The organism is Kitasatospora dryopteridis (assembly GCF_050749075.1).
In the GTDB taxonomy this organism is placed as follows: Bacteria; Actinomycetota; Actinomycetes; order Streptomycetales; family Streptomycetaceae; genus Kitasatospora.
This window is the reverse complement of record NZ_CP192749.1, coordinates 8,070,088-8,088,091: the sequence shown is the minus strand read 5'-3', so window position 1 is coordinate 8,088,091 and position 18,004 is coordinate 8,070,088. Positions and strand designations below refer to the sequence as shown.

Annotated in this window: 20 protein-coding genes; 11 read left to right on the top strand and 9 right to left on the bottom strand. The window is 73.1% G+C overall.

Translation table 11 applies throughout. The features are described 5' to 3' along the window. Nucleotides 1-55: 55 nt before the first annotated feature. Complete coding sequence (locus ACQ614_RS36955; protein WP_431683496.1) at nucleotides 56-1,447, bottom strand: M1 family metallopeptidase; 1,392 nt, start codon at nucleotides 1,445-1,447, stop codon at nucleotides 56-58. Between the two features lie 246 nt (nucleotides 1,448-1,693). Here ACQ614_RS36955 and ACQ614_RS36950 point away from each other — a divergent pair, with 246 nt between their 5' ends. Together ACQ614_RS36950 and ACQ614_RS36945 are read left to right on the top strand one after the other, a co-directional pair. Continuing rightward, complete coding sequence (locus tag ACQ614_RS36950) at nucleotides 1,694-1,984, top strand: YciI family protein (RefSeq protein WP_431683494.1); 291 nt, start codon at nucleotides 1,694-1,696, stop codon at nucleotides 1,982-1,984. Between the two features lie 44 nt (nucleotides 1,985-2,028). Continuing rightward, on the top strand, nucleotides 2,029-2,199 hold the full coding sequence (locus ACQ614_RS36945) for a hypothetical protein (RefSeq protein ID WP_431683493.1): 171 nt from the start codon (nucleotides 2,029-2,031) through the stop codon (nucleotides 2,197-2,199). Between the two features lie 7 nt (nucleotides 2,200-2,206). Here ACQ614_RS36945 and ACQ614_RS36940 read toward each other — a convergent pair whose 3' ends face one another. Further along, a complete protein-coding gene (locus ACQ614_RS36940) occupies nucleotides 2,207-2,686 on the bottom strand; it encodes a TetR/AcrR family transcriptional regulator C-terminal ligand-binding domain-containing protein (RefSeq protein ID WP_431683491.1) in 480 nt (159 codons plus the stop codon). A gap of 541 nt (nucleotides 2,687-3,227) precedes the next feature. On the opposite strand from ACQ614_RS36940, the gene ACQ614_RS36935 reads away from it, so the two are divergent. Then, nucleotides 3,228-3,980, top strand: coding sequence for an alpha/beta fold hydrolase (locus tag ACQ614_RS36935; protein ID WP_431683490.1), 753 nt, complete (start codon nucleotides 3,228-3,230; stop codon nucleotides 3,978-3,980). Beyond that, entirely contained in the window at nucleotides 3,977-4,468 is a 492-nt protein-coding gene (locus ACQ614_RS36930; RefSeq protein WP_431683489.1) for an SRPBCC family protein, read from the top strand. The genes ACQ614_RS36935 and ACQ614_RS36930 overlap by 4 nt, the downstream gene beginning before the upstream one ends. 32 nt (nucleotides 4,469-4,500) lie before the next feature. Here ACQ614_RS36930 and ACQ614_RS36925 read toward each other — a convergent pair whose 3' ends face one another. Next, entirely contained in the window at nucleotides 4,501-5,184 is a 684-nt protein-coding gene (locus ACQ614_RS36925; protein ID WP_431683488.1) for a 2-phosphosulfolactate phosphatase, read from the bottom strand. A gap of 165 nt (nucleotides 5,185-5,349) precedes the next feature. Here ACQ614_RS36925 and ACQ614_RS36920 point away from each other — a divergent pair, with 165 nt between their 5' ends. The 3 genes from ACQ614_RS36920 to ACQ614_RS36910 all read left to right on the top strand — a co-directional run bounded on the left by ACQ614_RS36920 (nucleotide 5,350) and on the right by ACQ614_RS36910 (nucleotide 8,248). Beyond that, nucleotides 5,350-6,276 (top strand): GNAT family N-acetyltransferase, encoded by a 927-nt coding sequence (locus ACQ614_RS36920; protein ID WP_431683487.1) that lies wholly within the window; start codon nucleotides 5,350-5,352, stop codon nucleotides 6,274-6,276. A 174-nt stretch (nucleotides 6,277-6,450) separates the two neighbouring features. Beyond that, nucleotides 6,451-7,086 carry a hypothetical protein gene (locus ACQ614_RS36915; protein ID WP_431683486.1) on the top strand — a complete coding sequence of 212 codons (636 nt, stop codon included), beginning with the start codon at nucleotides 6,451-6,453 and terminating at the stop codon, nucleotides 7,084-7,086. A 130-nt stretch (nucleotides 7,087-7,216) separates the two neighbouring features. Further along, nucleotides 7,217-8,248, top strand: a complete 1,032-nt coding sequence (locus tag ACQ614_RS36910) for an NUDIX domain-containing protein (RefSeq protein ID WP_431683485.1) — start codon at nucleotides 7,217-7,219, stop codon at nucleotides 8,246-8,248. Between the two features lie 72 nt (nucleotides 8,249-8,320). Here ACQ614_RS36910 and ACQ614_RS36905 read toward each other — a convergent pair whose 3' ends face one another. Continuing rightward, on the bottom strand, nucleotides 8,321-8,815 hold the full coding sequence (locus ACQ614_RS36905) for a nucleoside 2-deoxyribosyltransferase domain-containing protein (protein WP_431683484.1): 495 nt from the start codon (nucleotides 8,813-8,815) through the stop codon (nucleotides 8,321-8,323). Nucleotides 8,816-8,877: 62 nt separating this feature from the next. Further along, a complete protein-coding gene (locus ACQ614_RS36900; RefSeq protein WP_431683483.1) occupies nucleotides 8,878-9,807 on the bottom strand; it encodes an aldo/keto reductase in 930 nt (309 codons plus the stop codon). Nucleotides 9,808-9,876: 69 nt separating this feature from the next. Here ACQ614_RS36900 and ACQ614_RS36895 point away from each other — a divergent pair, with 69 nt between their 5' ends. Then, a complete protein-coding gene (locus tag ACQ614_RS36895; RefSeq protein ID WP_431684117.1) occupies nucleotides 9,877-10,893 on the top strand; it encodes an ArsR/SmtB family transcription factor in 1,017 nt (338 codons plus the stop codon). Between the two features lie 46 nt (nucleotides 10,894-10,939). Here the strand turns inward: ACQ614_RS36895 and ACQ614_RS36890 are convergent, their stop codons facing one another. Then, on the bottom strand, nucleotides 10,940-12,400 hold the full coding sequence (locus ACQ614_RS36890; protein ID WP_431683482.1) for an alpha-amylase: 1,461 nt from the start codon (nucleotides 12,398-12,400) through the stop codon (nucleotides 10,940-10,942). A gap of 385 nt (nucleotides 12,401-12,785) precedes the next feature. Beyond that, nucleotides 12,786-13,652 (bottom strand): nuclease, encoded by an 867-nt coding sequence (locus ACQ614_RS36885; protein ID WP_431683481.1) that lies wholly within the window; start codon nucleotides 13,650-13,652, stop codon nucleotides 12,786-12,788. A gap of 220 nt (nucleotides 13,653-13,872) precedes the next feature. Between ACQ614_RS36885 and ACQ614_RS36880 the strand changes: the two genes are divergently transcribed. Beyond that, the gene (locus ACQ614_RS36880; RefSeq protein WP_431683480.1) at nucleotides 13,873-14,424 is read left to right on the top strand and encodes a hypothetical protein; all 552 of its coding nucleotides are present in this window, start codon (nucleotides 13,873-13,875) and stop codon (nucleotides 14,422-14,424) included. Between the two features lie 259 nt (nucleotides 14,425-14,683). Here ACQ614_RS36880 and ACQ614_RS36875 read toward each other — a convergent pair whose 3' ends face one another. Further along, nucleotides 14,684-15,616 (bottom strand): LysR family transcriptional regulator, encoded by a 933-nt coding sequence (locus tag ACQ614_RS36875; RefSeq protein WP_431683479.1) that lies wholly within the window; start codon nucleotides 15,614-15,616, stop codon nucleotides 14,684-14,686. A gap of 100 nt (nucleotides 15,617-15,716) precedes the next feature. On the opposite strand from ACQ614_RS36875, the gene ACQ614_RS36870 reads away from it, so the two are divergent. Beyond that, nucleotides 15,717-16,349 (top strand): LysE family translocator, encoded by a 633-nt coding sequence (locus ACQ614_RS36870; RefSeq protein WP_431683478.1) that lies wholly within the window; start codon nucleotides 15,717-15,719, stop codon nucleotides 16,347-16,349. 192 nt (nucleotides 16,350-16,541) lie between these two features. On the opposite strand, the gene ACQ614_RS36865 is transcribed toward ACQ614_RS36870, so the two are convergent. Beyond that, nucleotides 16,542-16,907: a VOC family protein gene (locus ACQ614_RS36865; protein WP_431683477.1), complete on the bottom strand. Its 366-nt coding sequence runs from the start codon at nucleotides 16,905-16,907 to the stop codon at nucleotides 16,542-16,544. An 80-nt stretch (nucleotides 16,908-16,987) separates the two neighbouring features. Between ACQ614_RS36865 and ACQ614_RS36860 the strand changes: the two genes are divergently transcribed. Then, a complete protein-coding gene (locus tag ACQ614_RS36860) occupies nucleotides 16,988-17,806 on the top strand; it encodes a maleylpyruvate isomerase family mycothiol-dependent enzyme (protein ID WP_431683476.1) in 819 nt (272 codons plus the stop codon). Nucleotides 17,807-18,004 lie beyond the last annotated feature (198 nt).

Here is an 18,004-nt window from a genome sequence, read left to right as displayed (position 1 = left end):
ATGCACCGGCGCACCGCACGGCCGGCCCGGTCGTACGGTGCGCCGGAGGGGGCGGTCAGCTCGGCGGGGCCGGCTTGGCGGCGGTGTACAGCCAGGCGTCGAAGAGCGGTCCCAGCCTGCGGTGGGAGATCTTCTCGGCGAGCCCCTGGAGGTCGCGGGTGCTCGCGTTGCCGTACCGGTAGGTGTCGGCCCACTCCCGGAGCAGGGCGAAGAAGTCGCGGTCGCCGATGGTGGTGCGCAGCGCGTGGAGGGTCATGGCGCCGCGGAGGTAGACCACGTCGAAGTTGAAGATCTCGTCGCGGCCCGGGTCCGCGGTCTTCAGGTTCCAGAACGGGTCGTCGGCGGGGGTCGCGTAGAGGCTGTCGAAGGTCTGCTGCACGGTGGGGCCGCCGTGGTCCTCCTGCCACAGCCACTCGGTGTAGGTGGCGAAGCCCTCGTTCAGCCAGATGTCCCGCCAGGTCGTGGGGGTGACGCTGTCCCCGTACCACTGGTGGGCGATCTCGTGGACGACGGTGAGCTCGTCGGGGGCGCCGTCGTAGACGGGCCGGCTCTGCGTCTCCAGGGCGTAGCCGACGCCGATCCGGTCGACGATTCCGCCGGTGGAGTCGAACGGGTAGCGGCCGAAGCGCTTCTTCCCCCAGGCCAGTGCCTCGGCCGTGGTGCGGTGGAGTGCGGCGTCGGTCTCGCCGCCGGCCGGGTCGTAGGCGGTGATGTTGGGGATGCCGCCGTCGGTCGTCCGGGTGACGTGGAAGTCGCCGATGGCGACCATGGACAGGTAGCCGGCCATCGGCTTGCGCATCTGCCAGGTGGCGGTGGTGCGGCCGTCGCGGGTCTGCGGGGCGCCGTCCGGCTCGCCGTTGGCCAGGGCGGTGACCCCGGCCGGGGTGGTGATCCGGAAGGTGTACGTCGCCTTGTCGTTCAGGTCGTCGTTGAGGGGGTACCAGGTGCGGGCCCCGTCGGGCTCGTTGAGGGCGACGGCACCGTCCGGGGTGTTGATCCAGCCGTAGTCGCCGAGGGCGGGATCGGAGATCCGCTCGGGGGTGCCGCGGTACTGGACGCGGACGATGAACGGGGAGCCCGCGCGGATCGGGCGGGCCGGGACGACGGTGAGCTTCTGGCCGCTGCGCCGGTAGGGGGCGGGCCTGCCGTCGACCAGCACCTGCTGCACGGCCGGGCCGGAGTAGTCCAGGTCGAACTGGTGCAGCGGCCGGTCGGCGATCGCACTGATCGCCGCGCGGGCGTCCAGCAGGTGGCTGGCGGGGGTGAAGTCCAGGTCGAGGTCATAGTGGCGGACGTCGTAGCCCTGGTTGCCGCTGAGCGGGAAGTACGGGTCCGGCGGGACGACCACCGGGGAGGCGGCCCGGAGGGCGTGGGCGGGAGCGGCGCCGAGGAGCAGCAGGGCACAGGCGGCGTACGTGACCGCCGTCGCCCGGGTTCGTCTCATCATTCGCCCCATCGTCGGACAGGGCTGCGCCCGGGCCGGCCTGACGCGCCGGAGGATACGGACACATAGCCCGGACGGGTGCCCTGCTCCTCCGCCTGGGCCCGCCGGTGGAGTTCGGCCCGCCCTCCGTCAAAGCCTTTTCGGCCAGGCCGGGGCAGGGGCCGGCCCGTCCGATCCGCGGCAGAAATCCGGGCCGCTTCCGCGCGGTGGCGCCCGTTGCGGCGGGGTCTTGCGGGTACGTTGGGCCGCATGTTCGTTGTCACCGTGGACTACACGGCGTCCCCCGCCGAGGTCGACCCGCACCGGGCGGCCCACGGCGAATGGCTGAGCGGTCTCCTCGCGGAGGGCCTGCTGCTGGCCGCGGGCCGCCGGCCCTCCCTCACCGGCGGCGTCTACCTCGTCCCCGCCATGCCCGCCGAGGCGCTCGACCGCCTGTTGGCCGCCGACCCCTACCTCGCCCACGGCGTGGCCGCCCACACCGTCGTGGAGTTCACCCCGATGCTGGTCGCCCCCGGTCTGGAGGGCCTCAAGGCCTCCTGACCGTCCGGCAGCACAGCAGCGGTGGTGCTTCCCCGAACCCGGCCATGCTCGGACGGCACCTGTTCTGGCGGGCCGATCTCGCGCACTACGTCGAGCGGTACCACCTGCGGCTTCCTCCGGCGTTCCTGGAGCATGCCGCCGCGAACGGCTGGGTGCCGCCCTGCCCGGACGAGCGGCAGACGGACGCGCTGCTCGGCGACGCCGGTTCGGGCTGAGCCGAGGCTATTCGGCGGCCGGGGCGATGCCGTGGAGGACGGCGGCGACGGCGCGGGCCGGGTAGTCGGGCCCGAGGGGGCGGCGGCGGAGGACGACGCGGAGCCAGACGGCACCCGCCAGCAGGTCCATGACGAGGGCCGGCTCGACGTCGGCGGGGAGTTCGCCGCGGGCGGCGGCGCGGTCGAAGACGGCCTGTTCGCGGGCGATCCGGTCGGCGAAGAAGTCCGCTGCGGCGTCGGCGAGTTCCGGGGCCCGGGTGGCCGCGCCGAGGGCGGCGACGACCACGTCGGAGGCGGGCGGGGCGGTGAGCAGCGAGACCACCTGGCGGACGAGGGCCTCGAGGTCGCCGCGGAGGCTGCCGGTGTCGGGGACGTCGAGTTCGAGGCGGCCGGCGCCGATCAGGGCGGCCCGGACCAGGGCGCCCTTGGTGGGCCAGTGCCGGTACAGGGTGGTCTTGTTGACGCCGGCCCGGAGGGCGACACACACACACACACACACACACACACACACACACACACACACACACACACACACACACACACACACACACACACACACACACACACACACACACACACACACACACACACACACACACACACACACACACACACACACACACACACACACACACACACACACACACACACACACACACACACACACACACACACACACACACACACACACACACACACACACACACACACACACACACACACACACACACACACACACACACACACACACACACACACACACACACACACACACACACACACACACACACACACACACACACACACACACACACACACACACACCGGAGGGCGACGCCCTCGACGGTGAGCCCGTCGTAGCCCTGGTCGGCGAGCAGGTCCAGCGTGGCGTCGAAGATCTCCCGGGACTTCCGTGCGCCCTGGCTCCGACCGGCGGCCCCTGCGGTGGCCTGCGGGTTCTCCTGCATGGCGCGACGTTAGCACGAATGCAACGCAACGTTGCGTTGCATTCGGTGTACCGTGGCCCCATGGAGCCCGTCGAGCAGGGGCTGCCCGTCGTCCTCGCGCACGGAACGCGTGTCAGCGGCACGATGTGGGCACCCGTCATGGAACGCATCGCGCACCGCCACCCCGCAGCCGCACCCGACCTGCCCGGCCACGGCAGCAGGCGCGGCGAGCCGTTCACCCTCGCCGGGGCCGCCGCGGCGGTCCTCGAGGCCGTCGACGCACTCGGAGGGCGGGCGCTGGTCGTCGGCCACTCCCTCGGCGGGTACGCGGCCCTGGAGGCCGCCCGCACCCGGCCGGAGGCCGTCCTCGGCCTGGTGGCCGTGGGCTGCACCGCCCGTCCGCGCGGGCCGCTGCTCGCGGCCTACCGGGGCGCGGGCCGCCTCGCAGCACGGCGCCCGGAGGCTGCGGACCGGTTCAGCCGGTGGGCCTTCCGCCGCGCGCTGCCGGGTGCGGCCGGGGAGGCGATGCTCCGGGGCGGGCTGTCCGGCGAGGTCGTGCCCGCGGTCGTACGGTCCGTCGCCGCGGCCGACCCGGTGGCCGCGCTGCGCTCGTACCCGGGGCCGGTGTGGCTGGTCAACGGCGAGCGCGACCACTTCCGCCGCGACGAGCGGCTGTTCCTCGGCGCCTGCCGCGACGGGCGCCTGCAGATCGTCCCGCGGCGCGGACATATCGGGGTCCTCGCCGAACCGGCGGCGCTCGCCCGTATCGTGCTGGACGCGGCGGCGGTCGTCACCGCTGCCGCGACGACCGCGGACCAGGAGGCCTGCCGATGAACAACGCACGGGTTTGGACCGTCGAGGAGTCCCTGGAGTTCCCGGCGGTGGCACCGGGGACGGTCTACCAACTGCTCGCCGACGTCCGGAGGATGAAGGAGTTCAGCCCGGAGGTCGTCGGCGTCTGGCGGCGCGGCCGGACGTTCGTCGGATTCAACCGGCGGGCCTTCTGGATCTGGTTCACCACCTGCCGGATCGCCACCGCCGACCCGGACCGGGAGTTCGCCTTCGACGTCACCACCTTCGGTCTGCCGGTGGCCCGTTGGGGCTACCGCCTCGCGCCGGCCGCGGACGGCGGCACCCTGGTCACCGAGTACTGGATCGACCACCGCCGCGGCGGCCCGGGCGCCCGCACCGCCGAACTCCTCGGACTGGTCTTCACCGGCACACCCGCCGCACAGCGCGCCGAACGCAACCGCGCGAGCATGCGCACCACCCTCCACCGCCTGCGGGAAGCCTGCAGCCGGCCGGCCGCCTCGGGCGGGTGAAGCGGCGCCGTCAGGGGGTGTTCGACAGTGGTTCAGGCTGCCGCAGACGGTTCGGGCCGGAGGACCATGAGCGAGTCCTCCAGGCTCGCCACCATGGCGAAGGGGAACCGGTCGAGCTCGAGACAGAGTGCGATGTCATCAGGATGGGCTCCTTCGCGCACGCCCTCCGCCAGCTCGGTGGCGGCACGGGACTCGCCGGCACGGCGGAGGAACTCAGCCGCATCCGTCCCGGCCCCGGCGGCCCTCCGGGCGATGTACTGAGCGCACGCCAGATCCTCGTCGGCCTGCCCGTCCTCGCCGGTGACCACGAACGTGACACTGTCGCACCCACGCGTCCGCAGGAACCGAGCCGTCGCCTCCGCCACCACGAAGCCGGCACACAGCACCAGCGACGCCTCCTTGACCGCAAGGGCACCGACCGTCCCTGCCGTGGTCTTCTGCACGACGGTCCGTCCGCCGAGGTCGACGGACCGCAGCAGGCCCGGCGAGTTGACGGCGTCGAACCCGGGCGCCGGCGGACCGTCCTTGAGCGCCACCCACTCCGGGTGCCGGGCCTTGAGCGCAAGGGCCTCGTCCGGCGACTCCGCAAGAACGATCTTTTCCGCCCCCTGGCCGAAGGCCCAGGCGGCCACCGTGAAAGCACGCATGACGTCGACCACGACCGCCACGGACGGGACTTCGACCAACTCGGCGATGCCGAGGAAACGAGCGTCCATCCGGCCATGATCGCGCATGCCCGACCCGAAGCACCGAGACAGTGATGCGCATCACTCCGGCCCTCCGGGAGCCGCCGACCGTCGGGACGGTGGATCGCACTCGGACGGAACGCCCCGCTCCGGGCTATGCTGCCGCCGGATCCGCCGTCGTGGAGGGGTGACACCGTGTCGGTTCATGAGTTGCAGCTGCCCGCGGGCTACCGGGGGCGGCCTGCCGCGGCCGGGGACGTCGGCGCGATCCACCGCCTGGTCGCGGCCTGCGAGACGGAGCTGTACGGCCGGGCGGAGACCGACCCGGGCGGGATCGCCGCCGACCTGGCCCGGCCGGGCCTGGAGCTGGCGTCGGACACCGTGCTGATCCACGACGCGAACGGGTGCCTGGCCGCCAGGGCGTGGGTGAACCGCCGCTCGGAGGTGGACGTCCACCCCGAGCACCGGGGCCGCGGCCTGGGCGCCGCGCTGCTGGACTGGGCCGGGGATCGGGCGCTCCGGGCGGGCGGCGAGCGGATCGTGCAGACCGTGCCCGACGAGGACACCGCGGCCGTCGGCCTGCTGCACTCCCGCGGCTACGAGCCCATGGTGACGGCCTGGCTGCTGGCCTTCGCCATGCCGCAGGAGCCGGACGTGCCCGAGCCCCCGGCGGGCATCACCGTCCGCTCCTTCCGGCCGGGCGACGGGCCCGCCCTGCACGAGCTCACCGAGGACGCCTTCGACGAGTGGCAGGAGCGCCGCAAGCCCTACCAGGAGTGGGCCCGGCACACGGTGGAGCGCCCCAGCTTCGCCCCCGCGATGTCGGTGCTGGCCCTCGCCGACGGCCGGCCGGTCGGCGCCGTCCTGGCGCTGGACCTCCCCGACACCGGCGAGGGCTACGTCGAGCGGGTCGCGGTGCACCGCGACCACCGCAACCGGGGCATCGCCCGCCTGCTGCTCCGGCACACCTTCCGCGCTTTCCACCGCGAGGGCCGGCCGGCCTGCACCCTCTGGACGCACTCGAGCACCGGCGCCCTCGACCTCTACCTGAGGGTCGGCATGACCGTCCGGCGCAGCTCCACGGTCTTCAGCAAGCACCTGACGGCCGACCTGCCCTCCTGACCGACCGCCCGGGGCCGGACGACAAGGTCGCCCGGTACTCTCTGCACGGACGGCGGCCCCGACGCAGCGGCCGACAGGACTCGTACGGCCCTCCGCCGCAAAGCGCCGGAGGAATTCCGGGGGTGGGCAGCAATCGAACTCATCGACACCTACACGCTGTGGCGGACCATGCCCATGCCGCGGAGCAGCCGTCCCGAACTCAGGGAGTTCTACGGCGACCTGGCGCTCGCCGACCTCTACGCGGGGGTGGCCGGGCGGTACGTCGAGTGCGGCATCGTCCGGCTGGCGCCCCTCGATGTACTGGCTCACTTCGACCACCTGATGCTGAGGATCGACCGGGTGATGGAGGGCGCGGACGCCGAACTCCTGGCCGCCGCACGCCCCTACCACGCCTTCGCAGCGCTTCAGCGCCGGCTGTACCAGCAGTTCCTGGACGAGGCCGGCACGGCAGAGGCCGGTCCGGCAGACGCTCCCGCCGCCCGCGGCTGCCGGGACCCGCACACCTTCGCCCACCGCACCCGCGTGCCGGCCGAAGCCGTCACCGACCGGTACTGCGGGCCCGCGACCGTCCGCTACGAGGATCACCGACTACCGGTCCACGCCGAGCTGGTGAAGACCCTCATGGACGGGGAGGAGGACTGGAGCGGAGTGATCGAACCGCCGGCGGACGGGCCCGACCTCTTGGAGGTCTTCCACGCCGAGTCGACGACCGTCCACATCTCCGAGGCGTCGGGCGGCTTCCGCGGCATCGAGTACCGGGTCGACCGCCGCAGCATGCCGATCACCGGCGAGGGCCCCGCGCCGTTCTGACGGGGTCGGCGGCCGGCCAGGGCGTGTCGGCAAGTAAGCCCTTCTGACGGGGCGTGGGCTGCGTCAGTCGTACGCTGAGCGGAACGGCCGCGCCGGAGGTCCCGGCGCCGCGAACTCTGGAGGCTGACAGGTGACTTCTCCCGGCGACGACGCGCCGACGGCCTCGTCCGCGCCCGCCCGGCAGCTCGCCGCGCACCCCGCACCCGCGGCCCGCGTGGACGCGCTGATCCACGACGGCGAGGGCCGGATTCTGCTGGTGGACCAGGCGGGCGACGGCAGTTGGGCGATGCCCGGCGGGATGCTGAGGGACGAGGGGCCCGATGCCGGGCTGGTGCGTCTGGTCGACGAGGTCCTCGGGCTGCCGGTCGAGGTCGGGCGGCTGCTGGCCGTCGACACGCTCCCGGCCGAGGTGTGGGGGCGTACGGTGCTCTGCTTCGTCCATGCCGCCCACATCGGGGACGGTGCGGGTGCGGCGGAGATCCCACCGCAGTCCGGTCCCGGCAGCGCTCTCGCGGCCCGCTTCCTCCCGGAGCCGGAGGCGCTGCGGCTCCTCGCCCCTGCGGTCGGGCGTCGGCTGGGGGCCGCGGCGGCGGCCGGGCGCGGTGCGCACACCGCCGTCCTGCACGACGGCACACGGCGGCCGACGGGGCCGCGGGACCACTACGCGCAGTTGCCGTCACCGATGATAGCGGCCACGGTGGTGCTCACCGACACGGCGGGCCGCGTGCTGGTCCTGGAGCCCGGCTACAAGCCGCACTTGGAGCTGCCAGGTGGGATGGTGGAGGCCCACGAGTCCCCGTCGGAGGCGGCCGCCCGGGAGTTGGCGGAGGAGCTGGCGCTGACGGTGCCGGTGGGCCGGCTGCTGGTGGTGGACACGGCCCCGGCGTCGGCGGCCAAGCACGGCCGTGCGCTGACCTGCATGGTCTTCGGGGCGGCCCCGCTGACGCCCGAACAGGCCGAGGGCCTGGTGTTCGCGGACGGGGAGATCAGGGCGGCGCACTGGCTGGAGCGTCCGGAGGCCCTGCGGCGGCTGCGGCCGCGCCTGGCGGCGCGCGTCGATGCGGCCTTCCGCGCGCTCGCCGCCGGCACCGTCGTCCACCTCGAGGCCGGCCTGCCGGCAGGGCTCGCCGCGGATGTCCCGGCACAGGCCCCGGCCGACTGACCTTCGGTGTTCGTCGACGCACGGACGTCGGCCGGCCGGGGAGCTGCGCCCGAGTGCCTTTGCCGGCAGGTCTCAGGACGGCGCGCGGAGCAGCGCGAGGGCGGCGCCGACGGTGTCGGGGAGGGTTTCCCTGACGGGTGCGCCGTAGTGGTGCGCGAGGTGGATCAGGTAGCGGTTGCGCCGCGGGTCGGGACAGTCGGGCGGGCAGCCGAGAACGGTGCGGCCGGTGGTCACGTCGTGCCCGAACTCGACGTTGGTGGTGAAGCCGGGCAGGGTCCGCAGGTCACGCGGAATCCAGAAGAGGACGGCGGTGGCGGCCGCGCGGGCGGCGGTCTCCCAGGCGAACTGGTCGTCGTAGTGGACGGCACGGAAGCCGCCGCGGGTCTCGGGGGTGAGGACGGTCAGCGGCTGCGGTCCGTCCCACTGCGCGGCGAGCAGGTCGACGGCCTCGGGCCGCCAGGACGGGACGTCCTCGCTGCGCGGCGTGGGGCCGGCCAGGAAGACGCTCGGCGCGCCGGTGGCGGGGAGTTCCTCGTGGGCCCACACCAGGTTGAGGTTTTCGGACACTGTGCTCCTCTCGTCATCGACGACAGTACCCGGCGGGCGCCGGGGGCCCGGCGGCCGCGTGATCAGCCGGCCCGCCGGTGAAGGCCGTCCAGCACGGCCAGTTCCTCACCGCCGAGGCGCAGCGCCCCGGCGGCCACGTTCGCAGCCAGGTGGTCCGGGTCGCCGGTGCCGGGGATGGCCAGCATGTGCGGCCCCCGGTGCAGCGTCCACGCGAGCCGGATCTGTGCCGTGCTCGCCCCGTGGGCGCGGGCGACCGCGGCCAGCTCCTCGGCGGCGGCACTGCCGTCGGTGCCCGCGGTGCGGCCCGGTCCGGCGATCGAGTAGAACGGCACGAAGGCGATGCCCTGTTCGCCGCAGGTGCGGACGAAGGTGTCATACTCGGGCCGCACGCCGAGGCCGTACATGTTCTGCACGCAGACGACGGGGGCGACGGCCAGGGCCTCGGCGAGGTGGTGCGGGTGGATGTTGGACAGGCCGAGGTGGCGGATCAGCCCGGCACGTTGCAGGTCGGCCAGTGCGCCGAAGCGCTCGGCGATCGGGTCGGCGCCGACGATGCGCAGGTTCACCACGTCGAGGTGGTCGCGGCCCAGTTGGCGCAGGTTCTCCTCGACCTGGCCGCGCAGCTGCTCGGGGGTGGCGTGCGGCAGCCACTCCCCCGACGGGCCGCGGCCCGGGCCCACCTTGGTGGTGATCACGAGGTCCTCGGGGTACGGCCGGAGGGCCCGGTTGATCAGCTCGTTGGCGGAGCGCAGCTGGGAGAAGTAGAACGCGGCGGTGTCGAGGTGGTTCACGCCGAGTTCGACGGCGCGGCGCAGTACGCCGATCGCCCGGTCGGGGTCGCGCGGGGCGGCGTCGGGGTCGAAGGCGGCGCCCTCCTGGGGCAGGCGCATGGTGCCGAAGCCGATCCGGTTGATGCGGAGGTCGCCGAGGGTCCAGGTGCCCGAGGCGGCTGCGGTGGTCGTCCCGGTGCTGCCGGTGGTCGCTGTGGTCATGCCGGAAGGATCTCCGGGCGCTAGTCTGGCGGCCATTGATTCGGGCTCAGCCGAATCCTGGGGGTGGTGATGCCGGCGGAGCTGGCGTTCTCGGCGGGCGATCTGGCGCGGCTGCGGTTCGCAGTGTCGCCGATGTGGCAGGTGGGCGGCAGTTTCCGGCTGCTCGCCTCGGGTGCTGCCGATGCGGTGCACCGGCGCTGGCTGGAGCAGGTCGCTCCACGGGTGGCCGCGGCCGGGCTGGACCGCGGCTGGCTCGCCGAACTGGTGCCGCCCTCGGGCTACGTCCCGGACTTCCTCAACCCGGCGCCCGCCGGCCCGGCTCCCGCTCTCGTGGAGGAACTGGCGACGATCATCGCCGTGCCCGCCGAACGGGTGCGCCGCGACCTCGACCACCTGCGGCACCACCGGGGCGGCCCGGGGCCGCGGCTGCGCGCCCTGTACGAGGACCCGCAGGCCCACTTGCCGCGGGTGGCGGAGGAGGTCGCGGCGTACTGGGACGTCGCGCTGGCGCCCTACTGGGAGCGCATCCGGGCGGTGCTCGACGCGGACGTCTTCCACCGCGCCCGGCAGGCCGCCGAGCACGGCGCCGGGCACCTGCTCAACGAGCTGCATCCGCTGGTCAGTTGGGACGACCGGGTGCTTCGGGTGGTGCGCCGGCCGCGGACCCTGCACCGGGACGGCTCCGGTGCAGGGCTGCTGCTCGTCCCCGCCGCGTTCAAGGGTCCGGGGCTGTCCACCCGCCTCTCACCGCCGGACCCGCCGCAACTCGCCTACCGGGCCCTCGGCGTGGGCACTCTGTGGGAACGGCGCCCGGCGGCCGGGAGCGCCGCCCTGGCGGCGGTGCTCGGCCGGTCGCGCGCACTGCTGCTGGCCGAACTCGAGCACCCGGCCTCGACCACGGACCTGGCCCGGCGCACCGGTGTCTCCCCGGCCGGTGTCTCCCAGCACCTCACCGCTCTCCGCGGGGCCGGCTTCGTCACGGCGCACCGGGCCGGCCGTTCGGTGCTGTACGCCCGTACCGCCGTGGCCGAGGCCGTGCTGGCCGCCGCCGGGCAGACCGGAGCGTGTGCGGGCCCGCAGGCGTGACGGGTGCGGCGCAGGGCCCCCCGGATGCGGGGCCCTGCGCCGGCGGTCAGGCCGTGGCGCCGACGTACAGGGCGATCGCGTCGCCCGCTCCGACGGTGGCGGTGAAGGTGCCGCTCGCGCTGACCGTGTAGGTGGTGCCGGTGCACCCGCCGCCGCTGGTCGGGTCGGCGTGCTGGACGTCGCAGTAGGTGCCGGCGGGCAGCGCGGTCTGGAAGGTGCGGGTCAGGGCGGTGGATTCGCGGTTGATGGCGACGTAGCCCTTGCTGCCGCGGCCGAAGGCGATGGCGTTGTTGCCGTTGGACCACCAGTTGGTCACGGACGTCCCGGTGACCGCGTTGCGGAAGCCCACCATGTTGGCGATCTGCCGCCACTTGTGCTGGCACTTCCAGCCGTCGGAGAAGCAGGCGTTGACGGTGCCGCCGTTCGGCGGGCCGGCGTCGATGTCCGAGAACTCGTAGCCGGAGTAGACGTTGGGCGAACCGTAGGGCCAGGCCAGCATGTAGACGTTGGCCAGGGTGTAGGTGGAGCCGTACTTGTAGTTGAGGGTGGAGCCGTTCCGCTCGGTGTCCCAGTTGTCGGTGAAGGTACGGGAGTTGGCGCTTGGCAGGTAGCCGGCGCCCCAGGACTCGCCCCAGTTGTTCAGGTAGGCGAGCTTCTCGCTGGTGAAGATCCGCTTGAGGTCGTAGGCGCCCATGAAGGCGTCGACGTCGCCGTTGCCGGTGTACTCGTTCGGCTGCACGGCCTCACCGGCGCCGTAGATGACCTCCTGCGCCCAGTAGATGCCCGGCTTGCTGAGCTTCGCCTTGATGGCCGCCAGGTCGCCGGCGGCCATGTGCTTGGCCGCGTCGATCCGGAAGCCGTCGGCCCCCATGGAGATGAGGTTGTTGAGGTACCCCGCGATGGTGGAACGGACGTAGTCGGAGCCGGTGTTCAGATCGGCGAGGCCGGACAGCTCGCAGTTCTGCACATTGGACCGGTCGCCGTAGTTGGTGATCGGGGAGCGGCAGGAGTGGAAGTCCTGGGTCTGGTAGTAGCCCGGGTAGTCGTACTTGGTGTACGCCGTGCCGCCGGTGCCGGTGCCCGACCCGGCGCTCATGTGGTTGATCACCGCGTCGACGACCACCTTGACGCCGGCGGCGTGGCAGGTGCTCACCATGCTCTTGAAGGCGGCGGTGTCGCCGAGGCGCCCGGCGATCTTGTAGCTGACGGGCTGGTAGGACGTCCACCAGGTGGCGCCCTGGATGTGCTCCTGGGGCGGGGAGACCTCGACGTAGCCGTAGCCCTTGGGCCCCAGGGTGGCGGTGCACTCCTTGGCGACCGAGGCGTACCGCCACTCGAAGAGGGTGGCGGTCACCGTCCTGGTGCCGGGCGGGGTGGCCTGGGCGCTGGGGGTCAGGGCGAGGCCTGCCGTCACCGTGAGGCCGAGGGCGGCGGTGGCGGCGGTGGCGGCGCCGGCCAGCCGCGACCGGCGGTGTCTGCGCCGCGGCGCGCGGGCGGTGTGGTCCATGCTGTCTCCTTGGGGTGGGGCAGCCGTCAGACCGGTGGGGCGGGCCTCGGGCTGGTCGGAGAGACACAAATGCAAGGCCGGTCATGGCCTTGCGGCAAAGTCATTGAAACTTGCTGGAAACTTTCTGCCCGCAACCTAGGCGCCTGACGAGGCGTCGTCAAGACTCGGCGCACATGCCCTCGGCCCGACGGGGCGACGCTGCCGCTCGAACACCCTTGGGCGGAAGCGTCGGAGACGGCACGTCAGAACGACGGCCCGCCGCTCTCCGCTGCGCAGCACGGAACCGGGCCCGCACCGCGGTGCGCTGCCGGCGACGGGGGCGGTCTGCGTCTCCGCCGCACGGGCAACTGCGCCCGGGGGCGGGCCCGGTGGGCCGGATGTGCGGCTACTCGTCGAAGACCAGGTCCTCGGCGGGGTGGGTCATGCGGACGGTGCTGTTGACGACCTCGACCACGAAGTCGAGACCGGTGGTCGGGTGGCCGGTGGACAGGATGAAGTACTTGTCCGCCTCACGGGCGAGGTAGCCCTCGAAGCCGGCGAGGGACGGGTTGCCGGGGCTCAGGCGCAGGTAGTCGACCAGGCGGCGGAAGAGCTTGGGCAGGATCACCACGTCGTCGGTCAGCGACGACAGGCCGGTGACGGTGGCACCCGAGATCGTCACGTCCTTGGGCCAGAGGCCCGCGCCGGCCGCCTGCGCGGCGTGCACGGCGGCGGTGAACTCGTCGCGCAGGTCGGGGAACAGGTTGGTGTAGTACGTGGGGTGGGCCATGCCGGTGCTGAGCAGGTGGTGGTTCGCGGTCTGCTGCAGCATCGGGATGTCCACGTGGACCTGGGTGCCGCCGGCCGCGGGCGGCGCCCCTTTGCCGACCAGCGCCACGCAGCGGCCGTAGTCGTCGGCACCGCGGGTGAGGATGTAGCCGGGCAGGCCGTCCGTGTCGACGGCGGTGACCGTCTCGTTGCCGTCACGGCTCACGCCGGTGAAACCGAGGAAGGCCAGCAGTTCGTCGGCTCCGGCGTGGGCGAACTCCAACGGCTGGTGCACCTCCCGGCCGCTGCGGCCGTAGTGCGTCTCCAGGGTGTCGATCGCGTCGAGGCGCAACTGGGTGCGGCCGACCCCGTTGTGCTGGACCGGCCTCCCCGGGCCGTTGAGCAGGTTCCACGCGGTGGGATCGTCGGGTGTGAAGTGGATGGAGTCCCCGTCCGGGCGCGCGCCCTTGATGTGGAAGGCTCCCTCGATCAGCAGCATGGGCATGATTCAGCCCCCTCGAATTGCCAACTTTCCTTCATTCAAACACTCGTGGGATTCGCCCGCGCAATCGGGAGCCGTCGCCATTTCGACCCGGGCAGTTCTGCCCACAGCCTGTCGGCATGCCCCGTCGGTATGCGGAGTCGGCCCGCCGGGTGGTGCCACGAACGGGTGGTGTTCGGCGGGAAGCCCGGACAGGCCCCGGCCGGGTCCCGAGGATGTGCCCATGACGACGACCGTGAACGACGGACAGCCGTGGCGCGCACAGTGGCAGGCGGCGGCTGCCGAGGAGGACCGGGCCCAGGAGTTCTCCGACCTGCTGCGCACCCCGGCCGGGAGCGGGCGGAGAGGCCCGGAGGGCGTGCATGGCTGTGCGTTCGCCGCCGCGGAGGCGGCCGAGGCCGCGCGTGACGCCCTCGGCCACGGCTTCGCCCCCTGCACTCCGCAGCAGGCCGCCGCGGTGGCCTCCGCGCTGCTGTCGCAGCTGTCCGCCGGCGCCGCGGCCCTGCAGCACCTCGTGTCGGCGCTCCAGGCCGTGCAACTGCGCGGCGAGGCCGGGCTGCCCGACGGCGGCCCGCTCGGTGAACCGGTGAACTCCGCCCGGGCGATGCACACCCTGGACGCCCTCGGCGAGGCCGTCGGCCGGCTCGTGGAGCGGGAGGGGGTCCGGGCGGTCCGGCAGATCCAGGCGATCCCGTCCGCGCTCGGCCTCCCGGCCGGCTCGCACGACACCCCCCTCGCCCGGCTGACCGCCTCATCGGTGAAGGGGTCCGGCTGATCGATTTTTCCGCACGACGAGGACGCGGAGTACCGGGACGAGGGCGAGTCGGGCTGCTCGTGCCAGGTGAAGGGCGAACACCACGGTGCGGCCTGACCGATCCACCGCATCGACGGCAACCGGACGGTGATCGAGCCGTCGTCCGTGGGCGGACAACAGGGCCCACCGTCGGACCGAACTGTCCGTCACCGGCGCCCTCCCCCGCCCGGAGCACCTGCTCGCCGGCGGACGCGCGCCGGTACGGGCTGCCGGCGCCCCGTCAGCGGAGGGCGGTCCAACCGGCGGCGACGTCCTCGGCGACGTCGTGCAGCAGGGTGAGGAACACAGCCACCAAGGGCGTGAGGACGGTGTCGGCAGGGGTCACCGCCCAGAGCCGGCGGTGGAGTTGCGGGTCGGCCACGGCGCGGGCGGCAGTGCCGGCCGCCCCGGTCAGGGCGAGCCGGGAGACCAGGGCGACGCCGATGCCAGTACCGACGAGAGCCTGGGCGACATCGTACGAGGCGGTCTCGAACCTGATTCTGGGCGTGAAGCCGGCTGCTTCGGCAGCCCGGTCGAACTGCTCCCGGGCGGCGTGTCCGGCCAGAATGGTCACCCATGACTCTTCGCGGAGCTCCTCCAGACGCAGCGGGGTGCCGCCGGGTCGTTCGGCGGCCAGCGGGTGGTCGTCGGGGAGGACCACGACCATCGGGTCCAGCAGGAGCGGGTGGACGGCCACGTGCGGCGGCGGCTGCGGGGGCGCGCCCCAGGAGGAGACGACCGCGAGGTCGAGCCGGCCCGCGGCGATCTCGTCGATGCCGTGCTCGGACAGCAGGTCGCGTACGGCCACGTCCGCGTCGGGGTGCCGGTGGCGCAGGGCCGTCAGGGCGGGCGGGAGCAGGTGGAGCGCCGCCGCCTGGAAGGCGCCGACCCGCAGGCGCAGCGCGAGGTGCCCGAGGTGGGCGGCCAACCGGTCGGCGGCGTCGCGGGTCTCACGGTCGATGATGTGCCCGTGGGCCGCGAGGACGGCTCCGGCGGCGGTGAGGGCTGCTCCGCGCGGTCCGCGCAGCACCAGGGGCGCGTTCCAGTCCCGCTCGGCGCGGGCCACCTGCTGGGTCACGGCGGCAGGCGTGAGCCCGAGCGCGTGGGCGGCGGCCGTGAGCGAGCCGTGGCGCTCGATCAGTGCGAGCAGGCGGAGCTGTCCCGGATCGTCCATTCACCGATCTTAATACTGACCAACTCTGCGCTAACTTCTCTGAATGTCCGGCGGGCGCCAGTGTGGGTGTCGAGAGCACCACCCGAGAGAGGCCGGCGCCATGCCCACCCACCTGTCCGCGTTCCTGGTCACCACCTGGCTGCTGGCGATGCTCCCGGGCGCCGGGCAGGCGCTCATGATGCGTCAGACCCTCGAGGGCGGGACCCGGATCGCCCGGGCCACGATCGCGGGCACCGCCACGGGCCTGCTGCTCTGGTCCGGCACTGCCGCGGCAGGCCTGTCCGCCGTCCTGCTCGCCGAACCCGCGGCCTACCGCGCGCTGCGGATCGCCGGCGGGGTCGTGCTGGCCGTCCTCGGGATCAACACGCTCAGGTCGGCCCGAACCGCCCCGGGGTCGGGGCCGGACGCGGCGCCCGGAGCTGCCGGACGCCGGACGGGTCTTCGGGCTGCGTACCTCGCCGGGCTCGGCACGAGTCTCGGCAATCCCAAGGCGGGGGTGTTCGCCGTGTCGGTGCTGCCGCAGTTCGTCACCGCCGACGGGCCCGTCCTCGTGTCGGGCATCGCGCTGGGCGCGGTCTGGACACTGGTGACGGCCTGCTGGTACCTGCTGTTCACCTTCGCGGTCGCCCGGGGCCGGGCGCTGGTGTCCCGTCCGGCCGTCCGGCGGGGCCTGGCCGTCGCCACCGGGGCCGTCCTGCTGGCTCTCGGCGCAGCCGTGGCGGTCGGCGTCTGACCTGCGGGTGCACGTCGGCGGCCGGGCGGGCCTGGGGCAGGGACGGCCAAGGATGTACTCGATCGCTCTGCGGTCCCGGGTGTCTGCCGGCGCAGAGGTGGGGCCAGAGGTCATGCGCCGATCCTCCTGCCTTCCTCCGCAGGGTCCCACAGGTTGAGGACCGGGCTCAGGTCGCGCTCGTCCTCGCCTGTGTCACGCCGTTTCGGCAGACGGGACTCTGACGAGGCAGAACTCGTTGCCCTCGGGGTCTGCGAGCACCCGGGCGGTGACCCCGTCCTCCGAGACCTCGTCCACCACTCCTGCACCGAGCCCGACCAGACGGTCCGTCACCTCCTCCGGATCGGTGACCGTGAAGTCCACATGCATCCGGTTCTTGCCGGTCTTCGGCTCCTGGACGCGCTGGAAGGCCATGGCCGGAGCGCCGCTGTCCGTCGGTGCCAGGATCACGTACTGCCTCCACCGCTGCGCGATCCCGACGCCGAGGGCCTCGGACCAGAAGGCCGCGAGGGTTTCGGGGTCACGGCAGTCGACGACGATGTGGGAGACCCGGAGCTGCATTCCACCAGTGTGCCGGGCAACGGCCGTCGGGTGACCCGGCGGGTGCCGGACCGGCACAGTGGAGTCGTGCCGTCGGCTGCATGTCGACGGCGATGAGCATCGGCATGTCGGCCGTGCGTGCTGAAGTGGTGGGCATGGACAATCCACGATTTCTTGCCTGTCTGGCGGCCGATTTCGCGCGGCTTCGGGCCGTCGCCGCGGCCGACCTCTCGGGGGCGGTGCCGAGCTGCCCGGGCTGGACGGTTGCCGACCTGGTCCGCCATGTCGGCGGGGTGTACCTGCACAAGACGGCGGCGATGCGGGAGGGCGCCGAGCCGGAGCAGTGGCCGCCGGAGGAGCTTGCGGAGGAGGAGCCCCTGGCGCTGCTCGACCGCGCATACGCCGGCCTGACGGCCGAGTTCGGGGCACGCCGGCCGGAGGACCCGGCCGGCACCTGGTACGCGCCGGACCAGACCGTCGGGTTCTGGATCCGGCGGATGGCGCAGGAGACGGTCGTCCACCGGATCGACGCCGAGCTCGGCACCGGGCAGCCGGTGGCGCCCGTCCCGGAGGACCTGGCGGTGGACGGCGTCGACGAGCTGCTCAAGGTGTTCGTGGCGTACAGCGTCGCCGAGTGGGGCGACTACTTCACCGATGCACTGGCCGGCTCGCCGGGCCGGACGTACCTGCTGCGGACGGAGGGTGCGGCCTGGCTGGCGCGGTCCGGCCCGGGGGCGTTCACGGTGGCGGACGGTGCGGGCGACGGATCGGCCGATGTGACGGTGAGCGGCCCGCCCGCGGCCCTGCTCCGCTGGGCGTGGAACCGGGAGGACCCTGCCGGGCCGAGCGGTGTGGCGGTCGACGGCGCTCCGGAGGCGGTCGCCGAGCTCCGGCGCTGCATCGTCACGGCCACCCAGTAGCACCGGCCCGGACCCTGCCGAAAGCGGCCTGTCAAGGGACGCACGTGGGTGCGGACTTGGACTGTTGTTGCGGGTCGGAGGGGGTTTGCGGCAGGTGTCGGCACGGCTCTTGACACTGCGCCGCGGCCGCTGCCACGGTGTGCTCGAAGCTGCTTCAAAGAGGCACTTAGCAAGCAGTTTCGAGCACACCCCTCCGGA